The following is a 14,135-nucleotide window of genomic DNA, read 5'->3' on the forward strand; positions in this document are numbered from 1 at the left end:
CGGCATCCGCTCCTCAGCGCTCGGCACCGAGTGCCACTCGGTTTGACATCGGGTTCCGGATCGCGGATGCTGTGCAGGCCCGAAACACCCTCTTGTCACGACGGAGTGCCATGAAGCCTGTCCGCCGCGCCCTCGTCGCCGTGTCCGCGACGGCGATCCTCGTCATCGCGCAGGCGATCCTCGACCCGACGGGACTGCTGGCGCTCGTGGGCTGGTCGGGCGCCGTGCCCTCGCTCGAGGCGGGCATCTGGCCGTTCGCCGCTTACGTCGTGTTCGTCCCCGTCCTGCTCGGGGTCGTGGCATGGGTCGCCGTGCGGGCGGGCGACCGGTTCTGGACTCTGGTGCCGGGCATCGTGCTGGCGGTGCTCCTCGCGCAAGCCGCCGCGTGCTTCGTCATGACGTGGAACCTCGGAGTCTCGGCGTGGGCTGCCGGGTACGTCACGGCCAAGGCGGTTCCGGCGGCACTCATCGTCGCGGCGGCGACGCGACTGCTCGGCGGGCGTTCCGTGCGTGAGCGACACGCGCGCGGAGCGGTGTGGATTCCTGCGATCGTGTTCGCCGGTCTCGCGCCGCTGCTCTCGGGACTGTGGTGGACGAGCGTCGCGTACGCCCCGGGAGTTCCGGCGCCGGCGTCCCACCGCGACCCGATCTCGATGATCCTGGGCATGCTCGTCCTCGCCGGAGCGACGGTTCTCTGCCTGCGGTGGATGCGACCGCGCGTGCGCGGCATCCTCGGCGGCTGGCTCGCCGCCGTCGCGGCCGGCGCGGGGCTCGGCCTCGTGCAGGCGATCGTCGGATTTGCCTTCGACCGCGGCGCGACGGGCGAGCTCTGGCCCCTCATGAACGCCTACGTGGCCGTCGCCGACGGCGCATCCTTCGGAGCCTGCCTCGGATGGATCGTCGGGGTGACCGCGGTGGTCGCGGACCGTGCGACCTCCCCGCGCGCAGCCCAGGCGCTTCGGCTCGCCGCCGCGCTCGTCGTCGTGGCGGCGACCGCGGCGGCCGTCATCCTGCCGTCGTCGACGGCCGCCGCATCGTCCGGCGCCGCGCAGCCCGCCCCGCCCGCCGGATACCTGCGCGCCGACGGCGGGATCATCACCGACGGCGAGGGCGATCAGGTGCTCCTGCGGGGCGTCAACGTCAATCAGCTCGTCGACTTCTTCCAGCCCGCTGCCAACCTTCCGGCCACGCGCCCGCTGACGGAAGACGACTTCGCCGGCATCGCCGAGCAGGGATTCAACGTCGTGCGCCTGGGACTGTCGTGGTCCGCGCTCGAGCCCGAACCCGGCACGATCGATGAGGCGTATCTCGAGAAGATCCAGGATGCCGTCGGCTGGGCGAAGAAGCACGACATCTACATCGTGCTCGACATGCACCAGGACGGCTGGTGGGCGGGCAACACGACAGCCGGCACGGTGTGCCGGCCCGGCACCGACCCGATGTGGGGCTATGACGGCGCGCCCGCATGGGCGACGCTGACCGACGGCGCTCCGCGCTGCTCCTTCACAGGCCGCGACATCTCGCCCGCCGGCGACCGCGCCTTCCAGAACTTCTACTTCGACACCGACGGCGTGCAGAGCGCACTCGTCGACACGTGGGGGAAGCTCGCCGCCGTCTTCAGCGACGAGCCGACCGTCGCCGGCTACGACCTGCTGAACGAGCCCGGCTTCGGCGAGACGGCGCCCGTGACGACGTCGCACCTGCTGGGGCGCTTCTACGGCCGTGCGATCGACGCGATCCGCGCAGCGGATGCTCCGCAGATCGTCTTCATCGAGCCGAGCATCTTCTGGTCGGGGCTGGGCTTCGACAGCGGGCCGACGCCGGGCTTCACCGATGACGACAACCTCGTATACTCCCCCCATCTGTATGCCGAGTCGATCACGATGGATCGCTCCCTGGGCCTGCCGCCCATCGTCGGCATCGAGGGCCAGTTCGAGCTCGCCTCCCGCGCCGCCGACGCCTACGGCATGCCGCTGTGGTCGGGCGAGTACGGCTACTGGGGCGACGACGCCGACCGCGTGGCCCGCCTCACCCGCTACGCCGCCGCGGAGGATGCGCACATCCTCGGCAGCGCCTACTGGGTCTGGAAGCAGGCGTGCGGCGACCCGCAGGGCTTCTCCACCGATATCAGCGACGCGCTCCAGCGCGAAGAGTGCGCGACCGGCAGCGCCGCCGCTCCGCGCGACGACCTGCTCGCGATCCTCAGCCGCGCATACCCGCGATCGGCGCCGGGCGCGCTGACGTCGCTGAAGGCGGACGGTGCGCGGGTCGAGCTCGCCGGCACGACCGAGGACGAGGGATGCGGTCTCGAAGTGTGGGTGCCGGGTTCTGCCGCGCCGGAGATCGACTCGTCGGGGGTCACCGCGCTCAAGACCGCACAGGTTGCGGGCGGGTGGCTCGTGACCGGCTGCGCAGAAGGCGACTACTCGCTCTCGACGGAGGGGTAGCCGCACTCAGCGCGGCCGCGGCGCCTTCTGGCAGTGCGGGCAGAAGTGGCTCGAGCGGTTCATGAACGAGACGCGGACGATGGGTCGGCCGCAGCGGGCGCACGGCTGCCCCGTCCGGCCGTACGCGTTGAGGGAGTGCTCGAAGTAGCCGGCCTGCCCGTTGACGTTGACGTACTGCGCGTCGAAGCTCGTGCCGCCCTCGGCGAGGGCCTTCTCGAGGACGGCGCGCACTTCGGCGAGCAGGCGCCCCGTTGCGCGGCTCGAGAGCGTGCGGGCGATCGCCTGCGGATGGATGCGGGATGCCCACAGCGCCTCGTCGGCGTAGATGTTGCCGATGCCGCTCGCGACCGTCTGATCGAGCAGGACGCGCTTGATCTCGGAGTCCTTGCGCGCGAGGACCGCGCGGAACTCCCGGTCGGAGAAGGCGGGGTCGAGCGGGTCGCGCGCGATGTGCGCGACCTGGCTGGGGACGGTCGGCGCCGCGGTTCCGCGGCCGCCGGGAGCGGCATCCCGTGTCGGAACCAGCCGGTCGACGGCGAGCGAGCCGAAGGTCCGCTGATCCGCGAAGACGACCGAGAGCTCACCGTGATCGGGATGCTGCAGATCGAGCCGCACGCGCTCGTGGCGCTCGGCGGGGGCGCCGGGTGCGCGGACGAGCAGCTGGCCGCTCATGCCGAGGTGACCCACGACCGCCTCGTCGGCGCCGTCGCCCCGAGGCGCGAGCGGAAGCCACAGGAACTTGCCGCGGCGGGCGGCTCCCTCGACGACGCGCCCCGTCAGGGTCGCCTCGAAGTCCGCCCCGCCGCCCTCGTGTCGGGTGAGGGCGCGTTCGTCGTGCACCGTGACCGCGACGATCATCGCGTGCGACACGGCCGGTTCGAGCCCTGCCCGGACGACCTCGACTTCGGGAAGCTCAGGCACGCCCGCTGAGTCCGCGCCACGCCGCGAGGGCCGCCGCGGCTTCCGCGTGCTTCTTGCTCGTGCCCGCGCCTTCGGCGCTGACATCGCCCACCGTCACGGTCGCGGTGAAGCGGCGATCGTGGTCGGGTCCTGTCGAGGTGACGGTGTAGACGGGCGCGGGAGACTGCCGGCGCGCGGCGAGCTCCTGCAGGCTCGTCTTGGGGTCCATCGCGGCGCCGTATCTGTCTTGGTCGGCGAACAGCGGCTCGATGAGGCGCAGCACGAGGGCCGTCGCGGCATCCGCCCCCAGAGAGATGTACGTCGCGCCGATGATCGCCTCGAGCGTGTCGGCGAGGATCGAGTCCTTGTCGCGGCCGCCCGTGAGCTGCTCGCCGCGCCCCAGGAGCACGTGCTCGCCGAGGCCGATGCGGCGCGCGACGTCTGCGAGCGCCACGGTCGACACGACGGCGGCGCGACGCTTCGCGAGCGAGCCCTCATCGAGGTCGGGATGCTCCGTGTACAGGCGCACCGTCACGGCCTGCCCCAGCACGGAGTCGCCGAGGAACTCGAGGCGCTCGTTGTGCGGGATCTGCCCGTGCTCGTACGCGAACGAGCGATGCGTCAGGGCGAGCGAAAGAAGCCCGGCGTCGATGTCGACGCCGAGCTCCTCGACGAGGGCAGTGCGGGGGGCCGGCTCGACCGGCCCCTCGGCAGTGCGCCCGAAAGTGACGTCCGTCACGTCGCCGTACCGGCGATCAGACGTCGGCGACCTTGCGGCCCTTGTACTCGAGGAACAGCTCGGTGCCCTGCGAGTCGGTGACGACCTTCGCCTGGTGCGGACGGCTGTAGACGACCTTGCCGTTCTCGATCGTGGTGGTCAGCGTGATGGGCGCTGCCTTCCACTGGGCGCGGCGCGAACGGGTGTTGGAGCGGGAGACCTTCCGCTTCGGGGGGTTACCTGCCATGGCATGCTCTCTTCTGTGTTCCGGGCGACGAGGCGCGTTGCTTCAGTCGTCGTGGTCTGGGGTGTAGTCCTGGAGCGCCGCCCAGCGTGGATCGAGGGGCTCGCGCTGCTCTGACCCGGTGCTCGCGGTCAGCCTCTCGCCCGTGACCGGATCGAGGCCGGGGCAATCCGGCTGACACACCGGCTGAAACGGAAGCGACAGGACAATCGCATCTCTGACCAGAGTTTCAAGATCCACGTGGTCGTCTTGAACCTCGAAGTCAGCTGCTTCCTCTCCAGGATACGCGAAAAGCTCCTGAAACTCGACTTCGAGCGGCTCGGCCACGTCGCGCAGGCACCGCCCGCACATTCCCGTGTACCGCGTGTCGACCTCGCCCGTGACGAGGATGCCCTCGTGGACCGATTCGAGCCGCACCTCGAGTGCGACGGGCTCGCCCTCGGCGATCGCGACGAGGCCCTCGCCCCATTTGGCGGGCGCGGGCAGCGCGAAGGAGTGCTCGCGCATCTCCCCCGAGCGGTGGACGATGTCGCGGACGGGGATGTCGAACGGTCCGGCGTGGCGATTCCTCACGGTCGTCCATGCTACCCGCGGGAGCCTGTGCACCCGCCGCGTGCGCGCCGGTGCGGGTCGCGTCGGAGGGCTTCGTCAGATGGCGGCGGGCGTACCGAGGAAGCGGGCGACGGCGGGCGGGACGAAGGGCGACACATCGCCGCCGAGCGCCGCGACCTGCCGCACGAGCGAGCTCGACACGAGGGCGTGCGCGGGGTCGGGCAGCAGGAACACGGTCTCGACGTGCGCGAGATGCCGGTTCACGATGGCCATCGGCGTCTCGTATGCGACGTCGACCTGCGACCGGATGCCCTTCACGAGCACTCCCGCTCCCACGTCGGTCGCGTAGTCCACGAGCAGCCCGACACTCCAGGACGCGACGACGACATCGCCCTCGACATCGCCTTCCGCGATCGACTGCTCGAGGAGGGCGAGCCGCTGGGCGATGGGCAGCATCGCCTCCTTGCCCGGGTTGTGGACGACGAGCACGTGAAGGCGGTCGTAGAGCTTCGCGGCCCTCCGGATGACATCGAGGTGCCCGAGGGTCGGCGGGTCGAATGATCCAGGGACGACGGCGATCCTGCTGCTCATGCCGCTCAGCCTAACGGCGGCCGACTATGACCCAGCCCTGAATCAGGTCTTCGCGAGCGCCGCGCGCTCTTCGACGCCGACGCGCCGCTCGATCGCCGCCGCGAGCCCCCTATGGCGGGCGAGCGCGGGGTCGTCCTCGAGGACCTGCTCGGCGGCATCCCTCGCCTCGGCGATGAGGTCGGCGTCCTTCACGACGCGCAGCAGGCGCAGCGACGAGCGCACGCCGGACTGCGCGTCGCCCAGGACGTCGCCCTCGCCGCGCAGCTCGAGGTCGACCTCGGCGAGGGCGAAGCCGTCGAGCGTCGCCGCGACGGCCTCGGCGCGCTCGCGCGCGGGGGTGCCCGCCGGCGCCTCGGTGACGAGCAGACACAGACCCGGGATGCCGCCACGGCCGACGCGCCCGCGCAGCTGGTGCAGCTGGGACACGCCGAAGCGATCGGCCTCGATGATCGCCATCGTCGAGGCGTTGGGCACGTCGACGCCGACCTCGACGACGGTCGTCGCGACCAGGACGTCGATGTCGCCGCGCGCGAACGCCTGCATGACGGCATCCTTCTCGTCCGACGGCATGCGGCCGTGCAGGATCTCGACCCGGATGTCGGCGAAGGCGGGCTGACGGGCCAGCAGCTCGGCGATCTGCACGACACCCCACCGCGTGCGCGTCGCGGCATCCCCCTCGACGGGCTCGTCGGCGGTGTCGTCCTTCGTCAGCGTCTCGGCGTCGATCGCGGCGCACACGACGAACGCCTGCCTGCCCTGCGCGACCTCCTCGGCGATGCGATCCCACACGCGGCCGAACCAGCCGGGCTTCTCGGCGAGCGGCGCGACGAAGGTCTGGATGCCCGCCCGCCCCGCCGGCATCGTGCGGATCGTCGAGACGTCCAGATCGCCGAACACCGTCATCGCGACAGTCCGCGGGATCGGGGTCGCCGTGAGGACGAGCGCGTGCGGCGAGGATCCCTTCGCGCGGAGGGCCTCGCGCTGCTCGACGCCGAACCGGTGCTGCTCGTCGACGACGACGAGGCCGAGGTCGGCGAACGTCGTCGAGGCGCTCAGGAGGGCGTGGGTGCCCACGACGATGCGCGCCTGGCCCGAGGCGACCCGCAGCGCCGCCTTGCGCCGCTCGGCCGCCGTCAGCTGCCCCGTGAGCAGCGTCGGCATGAGCTCGGGCGCGAGCTGCGGGCCCAGCATGCGCGCGATCGACCGCAGGTGCTGCGCCGCGAGCACTTCGGTCGGCGCGATGAGGGCGGACTGGCCGCCGCTCTCGGCGACCTGCAGCATCGCCCGCAGTGCGACGAGCGTCTTGCCCGAGCCGACTTCACCCTGGACGAGGCGGTTCATGGGCCAGTCGCCCTGCAGATCGAGCTCGATCCGGTCGCCGACGGAGATCTGGTCGGGCGTGCGCGCGAACGGCAGGGCCTCGTCGAACCGCGCGAGCAGAGCCCCCGGGGAACGCGTGGTCGCCGAGAGGGCGCGCACGAACTGTCGCTGCTGAAGGAGCGCCGCCTGCAGGACGAACGCCTCGTGCCAGCGCAGCGTCTCGCGCGCCTGCTCGATCTGGTCGTCGAAGTCGGGACGGTGGATGCGCTCGACGGCCGTGCGGGCATCGAGCAGGCCGTGCTCGGCGCGCAGCGCGTCGGGAAGCGGATCGTCGAGCGGACCGAGCCCGTCGAGCACGAGATCTGCGATCTTCTTGAACTGCCAGCTCGCGACGGTGCTCGTCGCGGGGTAGATCGGGATCGGCAGGTTCGAGTACGCCTGCGCGTTCATGCGCGCCGTGTCCTCGTCTTCGAAGAGCTCGTAGTCGGGGTGCGCGAGCTGCTTCGCCCCGCGGTACTCGCCGACCTTGCCTGCGAAGATGCCGCGGCGACCGGGCTGCAGATCCTTGATGCGCCACGACTGGTTGAAGAACGTCAGCGACAGATCGCCCTGCCCGTCGCTGATGACGACTTCGAGCAGCGACCCCTTGCGGTTCTGCATGCGCCGCTCGCTCGCGCGCCGCACTTCGGCCACGATCGTGACGGGCTCCCCGACGGGGAGCGACGAGATCAGCGTGAGCTCTCCGCGTCGCGCGTACCGGCGCGGATAGTGCGCGAGCAGGTCGCCGACGGTCTTCATGCCGAACGCGCGTTCGAGCGCCGACGCGGTCTTTCCCCCTACAGCGCCGTCGAGGCGTGACTCGAGAGCGAAGCCGGGCATGCGTCCACTCTAGACACGGCCTCGGACGCGGCGGTTTGTAGTGTGGACGCGTGACGCGCATCATCGGGGGTCGGGCAGGGTCCATCACGCTGGAGGTCCCGGACGCGGGTACGCGTCCGACGAGCGATCGGGTGCGGGAGTCGCTCTTCGGCGCTCTCGAGTCCGCCGACGCCCTCCGAGGCGCGGCGGTCCTCGACCTCTACGCCGGATCGGGGGCGCTCGGGCTCGAGGCCGTCAGCCGAGGCGCCGCGAGCGCCGATCTCGTCGAGAAGGCGCCGCGCGCGGCATCCGTCGTCCAGCGCAACGCGGCGCGGGTCGCGAAGTCTGTGGGACGGGATGCCCGCATCGACGTGCACCGGACCGCAGTCACGGCGTATCTGGGCGCTCGGCGGGGCCCGTTCGACATCGTCTTCCTCGATCCGCCGTACGACGTCTCGGAGACCGACCTCGCCGCCGTGCTGGAACTCCTCGTGCCGTGCCTCGCGCCCGAAGCTGTCGTGATCGTCGAACGCGCGGGCCGCTCCCCCCAGCCCGTGCTCCCGGCTGGACTCGTCGCGGGTCGATCGAAGCGCTACGGGGATACGACGCTGTGGTGGTCGAGCCCGGCGACTTACGAGGTGGAGCCCGAGGCCGAATCGGACTGATTCGGCGGCGGCGCCACGGGATCGCCGTCCCACACGTCGGCGCCCTCGAATCCGACATCGCGCGTGATCGTCAGGTGCCCGGTGGTGCCGAGCTCGAGACGGAAGGTCACGACATCCTCGAGCGCGCGAACCTGCGCGATGAACACCGGGCCGCGCCAGCCACCGGACACCGCGACCCGCGCGCCGAACACCTTCAGGCGCCGCAGCAGAGGCTCCGCCGACTCCACGACCCACGCGTCGGGCGCGAACGGCAGCGCGACGCCGTTGAGATCGAGCACGCCTCGAGCGAGGCCGAGGCGACGGATCGGTCCCTTGTAGGCGAAGGACGCCTCCGTGTCGCGCGCCTCGCCGCCGCTGGGCGCGATGGGGCGCGGCGCGGGAATCGCCGCGGCATCCTCGACGGTGTCGAAGGCCGGCAGCAGAGTGTTCCATACGGCGTCCAGAGCGGCGGCCATGTCGGACGTTCCACTCGTCATGGTGACGACAGCGTCCTGCGCAGGCAGGACAACGACGAACTGGCCGAACGCCCCGTCGGCGCGGTACGCGCCGTGCCGACACATCCAGAACTGGAACCCGTAGCCCTGACTCCAGTCGGACGCGGCGGACGGGTTGCCGTTGGCGATGTGACGGCTGGTCGCCTGATCGATCCAGTCAGCCGGTACGAGTTGTCGGTCGTGCCAGCGACCGCGCTGGAGCAGCAGCTGACCGAACACGGCGAGCTCCTCTGCGCGGAGCGAGAGTCCCCACCCCCCGGCGTCCACACCGGCGGGGCTCTGCAGCCAGGTCGGAGCGGCGAAGCCGAGCGGGTCGAACAGCCGCGGCGTCAAGTAGTCCAGGAGCCGCTCGCCCGTGCGCGTCTGCACGATCTGCGACAGGAGGTGCGTCGCGGGCGTGTTGTAGAGCCAGCGCGTACCCGGATCATGCGCGAGGTCGACGGCGAGGACGCCGCGGCTCCAGTCGCCCCGGCCGTCCGCCCACGGCTCCCTGTCGTGCCCTGTCGACATCGTGAGGAGGTGACGCACGGTGAGCGCGGCGAGCCGCGCGGACGGATCGGCCGGCGCGAAGTCGGCGAGCAACTCGACGACGCGGTCGTCGAGACTGAACAGTCCCTCCTCGATCGCGAGCCCCACGGCGATCGACGTGAAGCTCTTGCTCACGGAGTAGAGGGCGTGCGGGGCGTCCCGCGCATAGGGCTCTCGTGCGAACTCGGCGACGACGTGGCCGTGGCGCACGACGGTCATCGTGTGGACGTGCGGGATGGCATCGAGCGCATGCACGAAGCGGGCGATCGCAGCGGAGGGCAGGCCCTGGTCCTCGGGACGGGAGCGGCGAAGCAGGTGAGTCATCGCCGCCAGCCTACGGGCGTGCCAGCACGGCGCGCGGTCAGAGGGCTCAGCCGCGTCGGGCGTCCCAGTCCTGATAGGGGTCCCACCCGCCGCGACCCGCAGGCGGGACGCCGTCCACGAGGACGGGCGCCGCTCCGGATGCCTCGACGCGGCCGATGACGCGGAACCCCGGTGGAAGCGTCGTGTCCGCGGGGAACGTCGCGAGCAGCCCGTGGTCCTCTCCCCCGCTGAGCGCGGGTTCGGGGCCGATGGTCGCCCCGTCGAGGCTGATCGTGACTCCGGATGCCTCGGCCATCCGCGTCGCGTCCAGCACGAGTCCGTCCGACACGTCCATGAGGGCCGTCGCTCCCACATGGGCGGCGATCGCGCCGAGCGCGATGGGCGGCGCGGGCCGCAGCTGCGCCGCGAGATCCTGGGCCTCGGCGGCGCTCAGTGCCGCCGGATCCACCGGGATCGGCGCGCCTGCGGCATCCCGGAACCTCCCGAACAGGATCGCGAGCCCGCGCGCGGAGCGGCCCAGGTCTCCCGAGACGGCGACGACGTCGCCGGGGCGCGCGCCCGAGCGGAGCACGGGCTCCCGACCGTCGAGCGATCCGAGTGCCGTGACGGCGACCGTGAGAGTGTCGGAGACGGTGAGGTCGCCGCCCTCGACGGCGCAGCCCGGGGCGAGGGCGGCGCACGCGGCGGCGAGCCCCTCGGCGAGCCCCTCGACGAATGAGAGGCGGGTGTCGTCGGGCATCGCGAGGGCCACGAAGAGGGCAGTCGGACGCGCCCCCATCGCCGCGATGTCGGCGAGGTTGACGGCGGCGGACTTCCACCCCAGGTCGAACGCCGTCGACCACGCAAGCCGGAAGTCGGGACCGTGCACGAGGGTGTCGGTCGTCGCGACGACGCGCCCGTCGGGCGCCGCGACCACCGCGGCGTCGTCCCCCGGGCCCACGATCGCGACGGACGCGCCCAGCCGCGCGCGGATCGCCCGCAGGACGGCGCCCTCGGAGAGCGTCCCGACGGTGGGATCGGCGTCGGAGGGGCGAGCGGTCATCCCTCCAAACTAGCCGCCCGCCCGCACGGGCCGCGTCCGTGGACCGCCGTCGGCGCGGTTAGCCTGGAGGGATGACCGCGCCCCGCAGACTCCTCGCTGCGCTGCTCGCCGTCGCCGCGGCGGGAGCGCTTGCGGGCTGCAGCAGCAACGTCGCGCTCACGCCCGCGGAGCTCGCGAACGACCCGGCCTGCGCGGACGTCGTCGTGCGCCTCCCCGACACGGTGGACGGCCAGGAGCGGCGCTGGACTGATGCGCAGGCGACAGGCGCGTGGGGCGACCCCGCCGTCATCCTCCTGACGTGCGGTCTCGAGCCTCCGGGGCCCTCGACGCTGCGCTGCATCACGGTCGGCGGAGTGGACTGGCTCGTCGACGAGTCGGAGCCGCCGAGATACCGCCTCACGAGCTTCGGGCGCACACCCGCCGTCGAGGTGTACGTCGACAACGATGTCGTCTCGCCGAACGTCGTGCTCGATCAGCTCTCGATCGCGATCTCCCAGCTTCCTGAGACCTCCCAGTGCACGGCGCCCGAGGCGCCGATCACGGAGCAGGACGACGCGACGGGCTGATCAGGCCGTGCGCTCGAGCGCCGTGTCGACGAGCTCCGAGATGAGCTCGGGGTAGGTCATCCCGGATGCGAGCCAGCACTTCGGGAACATCGAGATCGGCGTGAAGCCGGGCATCGTGTTGAGCTCGTTGACGTAGAGACCCTCGGGCGTCAGGAAGAAGTCCACGCGCGCGAGCCCGCGCCCGCCGACGGCGTCGAACGCCTCGACCCCGAGCCGCTGGATCGCCGCGATCTCGTCGTCGGTCAGATCGGCGGGGCACACGACCTCGGCGCCGTCCCCGCCGAGGTACTTGCCCTCGAAGTCGTAGAACTCGCGCGTCGTGAGGACGATCTCGCCCGGCAGCGACGCGCGGGTCGCTCCCCCGCCGCGACCCTCGAGCACGGCGACCTCGACCTCGCGGCCCACGATCGCGGTCTCGATGAGCACCTTGTCGTCCTCGGCGAACGCGAGAGCGAGGGCGTCGTCGAGCTCGGAGGCGTCGTGCACCTTCGAGACGCCGACGCTCGACCCGGCGCGGGCGGGCTTGACGAAGACGGGCTCGCCCAGAGCCGCGGCATCCGCCCGGATCGCTTCCGGATCGGCAGCCCAGCGCGCCCGCGTGACCGTGACCCACGGCGAGACCGCGACACCGGCCGCCTGCAGCACGATCTTCATGAAGTGCTTGTCCATGCACAGCGCGGAGTCGAGGACCCCGCCGCCCGCGTAGGGAAGCCCGAGCGTGTCGAAGAAGCCCTGGACGGTGCCGTCCTCGCCGTGCAGGCCGTGCAGGATCGGCAGCACGACGTCGACCTCGCCGATCGGCTCGACCGAGCCGTCGGCCAGGCGCACGCGCAGCGTGCGGTCGGCGCCGCCCTCGGGCCAGACGATGCGCGTGCCGTTGTCGACGACCTCGGGCAGATGCGCCGCGTCGAGGGCGAACTTGTCGGGGTCGTCGTCCTCGAGCACGAAGACGCCGTCGCGCGTGATCCCGACCGGGATCACGCCGAAGCGGTCACGGTTGATCGCGCGGAGGACGCCGCCCGCTGTTGCGGAGCTGATCGAGTGTTCGCTGGATCGACCTCCAAAGAGCACCACCACCGCCGGCTTGTCCATTCTGCGTCCTCTCGCCCTTCGGCTCGTCGTCATCGGTCGTCAGGTGCGGGGCGATCTCGCGCGGATCCATCGTCCCGTCGAGCACGCGCTTGACCTGTTCGACGATCGGCATCTCGATGCCCGCCTCCTTGGCCAGCTGCAGCACGGGAGCGACGGACGCGAGGCCCTCCGCCGTCTGATTCATCTGCTTGACGACGTCGTCGAAGCGGTAGCCCTGACCGAGCAGGCGCCCGGCGGTGTTGTTCCGGCTGAGGGGCGACTGGCAGGTCGCGATGAGGTCGCCGAGGCCCGCGAGGCCCTGCAGCGTCTCGGGGTGCGCGCCCTGGGCGACGGCGAAGTCGGTCATCTCGACGAGGCCGCGCGTGATGATCGACGCCTTCGTGTTCTCGCCGTAGCCGACGCCGTCGACGATGCCGATCGCGACGGCGATGAGGTTCTTGAGCACGCCGCCGAACTCGGTGCCGATGACGTCGGTGTTGACGAAGGAGCGGAAGTACCGGTTGCGGGCTCGACGCGCGATGGCCTCGGCGGTCTCCTGGCTCGTCGAGGCGATGACGGCGGCTGTGGGCTGCTCACGCGCGATCTCGAGCGCGAGGTTCGGGCCCGAGGCCACGGCGATGCGCGAGGGATCGCAGTCGAGCTCCTGCTGGATGACCTGGCTCATGCGCAGGCCGGTCTGCCGCTCGACGCCCTTCATGAGCGACACGATCGGCACGTCGGACTTCGAGACGAGGGGCCGCACGGCCTTGAGGTTCTGCCGCAGCGCCTGGCTCGGCACCGACAGGTACACCTGCTCGGCGCCTTCGAGCGCCTCGGAAAGGTGGTGGGTCGCCGACATCTCGCGCGGCAGGTTGATGCCGGGGAGGTACTGGCTGTTGCGCTTGCCCTCGTCGATCTCGTGGGCGAGCTCGGGGCGTCGCGCCCACATCGTGACGCTTGCGCCACCATCGGCGAGGATCTTGCCGAACGTCGTCCCCCAGCTTCCCGCGCCGACGACGGCGATGCGGAGGGGCGGCTCCTGTCTACGGCTCAAGGCGACCCGTCTCCTTCTGCCCGTGATCGGCCGGATTCCAGCGTTCGGCAGGAGCCGGCTCGTCGCGCACTCGCGACAGCAGCTGCGCGATCGCGTCCATCACGACATCGGTCGCCGCCACGAGGCCCGCAGGCTGGCTGTCCTGCGCGCGGAACGCCGAAAGGTCGACGGGCTTGCCGATGATGACGCGCACGGGGCGACGAAGGGGCCACAGCTTGAGCTTGCCGTACCGCGGAAGCACCGCCTGGCAGCCCCACTGGGCCATCGGGATGAGCGGGATGTCGCCCGCGAGCGCGAGCCGGACGGCACCCGTCTTGCCGCGCATGGGCCACATGCCGGGGTCGCGCGTGAGCGTGCCCTCGGGGTAGACGATCACACCGCGGCCGAGCTCGACGAGATTCTCGGAGGTCTCGAGGGTCTGGCGAGCGGATGCCGCGGACGAGGATCGCGCGACGGGGACCATGCCCGTGACGCGCAGGATCCAGCCGAGCACGGGGATGCGGAAGAGCGATTCCTTGGCCATGAAGCGCGGGGCGCGCCCCGCCTTCCACACGGCGAGGGCGACCGCGAGCGGATCGGACTCGGAGTAGTGGTTGGGAGCCAGGACATAGGCGCCTTCGCGGGGCAGGTTCTCGGCGCCTTCGATCTCGAGCTTGAACACGAGCGCTATGAGCGGTGCGATGACCGCCGCGAGGGGCCAGAAGATGCTCGGGCGCGACTTCTCCGTCGACGCGCGCAGCCGTGGCGAGGACCCGGCCACC

Annotated in this window: 14 protein-coding genes; 3 read left to right on the forward strand and 11 right to left on the reverse strand. The window is 71.5% G+C overall.

Going from position 1 to position 14,135, the window contains the following annotated elements; genetic code table 11:
- Positions 1-110: 110 nt before the first annotated feature.
- The gene (locus tag MJ607_RS08120; RefSeq protein WP_243075056.1) at positions 111-2,447 is read left to right on the forward strand and encodes a glycoside hydrolase family 5 protein; all 2,337 of its coding nucleotides are present in this window, start codon (positions 111-113) and stop codon (positions 2,445-2,447) included.
- Positions 2,448-2,453: 6 nt separating this feature from the next.
- Here the strand turns inward: MJ607_RS08120 and mutM are convergent, their stop codons facing one another.
- From mutM to MJ607_RS08150, 6 genes are all read right to left on the reverse strand, one after another.
- Positions 2,454-3,368, reverse strand: a complete 915-nt coding sequence (gene mutM, locus MJ607_RS08125) for a bifunctional DNA-formamidopyrimidine glycosylase/DNA-(apurinic or apyrimidinic site) lyase (RefSeq protein WP_243075057.1) — start codon at positions 3,366-3,368, stop codon at positions 2,454-2,456.
- On the reverse strand, positions 3,361-4,086 hold the full coding sequence (gene rnc, locus MJ607_RS08130; RefSeq protein ID WP_374238039.1) for a ribonuclease III: 726 nt from the start codon (positions 4,084-4,086) through the stop codon (positions 3,361-3,363). The genes mutM and rnc overlap by 8 nt, the downstream gene beginning before the upstream one ends.
- 16 nt (positions 4,087-4,102) lie before the next feature.
- Entirely contained in the window at positions 4,103-4,312 is a 210-nt protein-coding gene (rpmF, locus tag MJ607_RS08135; RefSeq protein ID WP_243075058.1) for a 50S ribosomal protein L32, read from the reverse strand.
- A gap of 42 nt (positions 4,313-4,354) precedes the next feature.
- Positions 4,355-4,882: a DUF177 domain-containing protein gene (locus tag MJ607_RS08140; protein ID WP_374238040.1), complete on the reverse strand. Its 528-nt coding sequence runs from the start codon at positions 4,880-4,882 to the stop codon at positions 4,355-4,357.
- Between the two features lie 75 nt (positions 4,883-4,957).
- Positions 4,958-5,452 (reverse strand): pantetheine-phosphate adenylyltransferase, encoded by a 495-nt coding sequence (coaD, locus tag MJ607_RS08145; protein ID WP_243075059.1) that lies wholly within the window; start codon positions 5,450-5,452, stop codon positions 4,958-4,960.
- A gap of 42 nt (positions 5,453-5,494) precedes the next feature.
- A complete protein-coding gene (locus tag MJ607_RS08150; protein ID WP_243075060.1) occupies positions 5,495-7,651 on the reverse strand; it encodes an ATP-dependent DNA helicase RecG in 2,157 nt (718 codons plus the stop codon).
- A gap of 50 nt (positions 7,652-7,701) precedes the next feature.
- Between MJ607_RS08150 and rsmD the strand changes: the two genes are divergently transcribed.
- Entirely contained in the window at positions 7,702-8,295 is a 594-nt protein-coding gene (rsmD, locus tag MJ607_RS08155) for a 16S rRNA (guanine(966)-N(2))-methyltransferase RsmD (RefSeq protein ID WP_243075061.1), read from the forward strand.
- On the opposite strand, the gene MJ607_RS08160 is transcribed toward rsmD, so the two are convergent.
- Complete coding sequence (locus tag MJ607_RS08160; RefSeq protein WP_243075062.1) at positions 8,262-9,641, reverse strand: serine hydrolase; 1,380 nt, start codon at positions 9,639-9,641, stop codon at positions 8,262-8,264. The two genes, rsmD and MJ607_RS08160, sit on opposite strands and share 34 nt — an antisense overlap.
- A gap of 46 nt (positions 9,642-9,687) precedes the next feature.
- Complete coding sequence (gene thiL / locus MJ607_RS08165) at positions 9,688-10,683, reverse strand: thiamine-phosphate kinase (protein ID WP_243075063.1); 996 nt, start codon at positions 10,681-10,683, stop codon at positions 9,688-9,690.
- Between the two features lie 71 nt (positions 10,684-10,754).
- On the opposite strand from thiL, the gene MJ607_RS08170 reads away from it, so the two are divergent.
- Positions 10,755-11,249 carry a DUF3515 family protein gene (locus MJ607_RS08170; protein WP_243075064.1) on the forward strand — a complete coding sequence of 165 codons (495 nt, stop codon included), beginning with the start codon at positions 10,755-10,757 and terminating at the stop codon, positions 11,247-11,249.
- On the opposite strand, the gene MJ607_RS08175 is transcribed toward MJ607_RS08170, so the two are convergent.
- From MJ607_RS08175 to MJ607_RS08185, 3 genes are read right to left on the reverse strand one after another with little or no spacing between them, the layout of a single operon-like run.
- On the reverse strand, positions 11,250-12,341 hold the full coding sequence (locus MJ607_RS08175; RefSeq protein ID WP_243075065.1) for a D-alanine--D-alanine ligase family protein: 1,092 nt from the start codon (positions 12,339-12,341) through the stop codon (positions 11,250-11,252).
- Positions 12,241-13,374 carry an NAD(P)H-dependent glycerol-3-phosphate dehydrogenase gene (locus MJ607_RS08180; RefSeq protein WP_243075066.1) on the reverse strand — a complete coding sequence of 378 codons (1,134 nt, stop codon included), beginning with the start codon at positions 13,372-13,374 and terminating at the stop codon, positions 12,241-12,243. Before MJ607_RS08180 ends, MJ607_RS08175 begins: the two co-directional genes overlap by 101 nt.
- Positions 13,364-14,134 (reverse strand): 1-acyl-sn-glycerol-3-phosphate acyltransferase, encoded by a 771-nt coding sequence (locus MJ607_RS08185; protein WP_243075067.1) that lies wholly within the window; start codon positions 14,132-14,134, stop codon positions 13,364-13,366. Before MJ607_RS08185 ends, MJ607_RS08180 begins: the two co-directional genes overlap by 11 nt.
- Position 14,135: the final 1 nt, after the last annotated feature.

Source organism: Microbacterium sp. SS28 (genome assembly GCF_022761035.1).
In the GTDB taxonomy this organism is placed as follows: domain Bacteria; phylum Actinomycetota; class Actinomycetes; order Actinomycetales; family Microbacteriaceae; genus Microbacterium.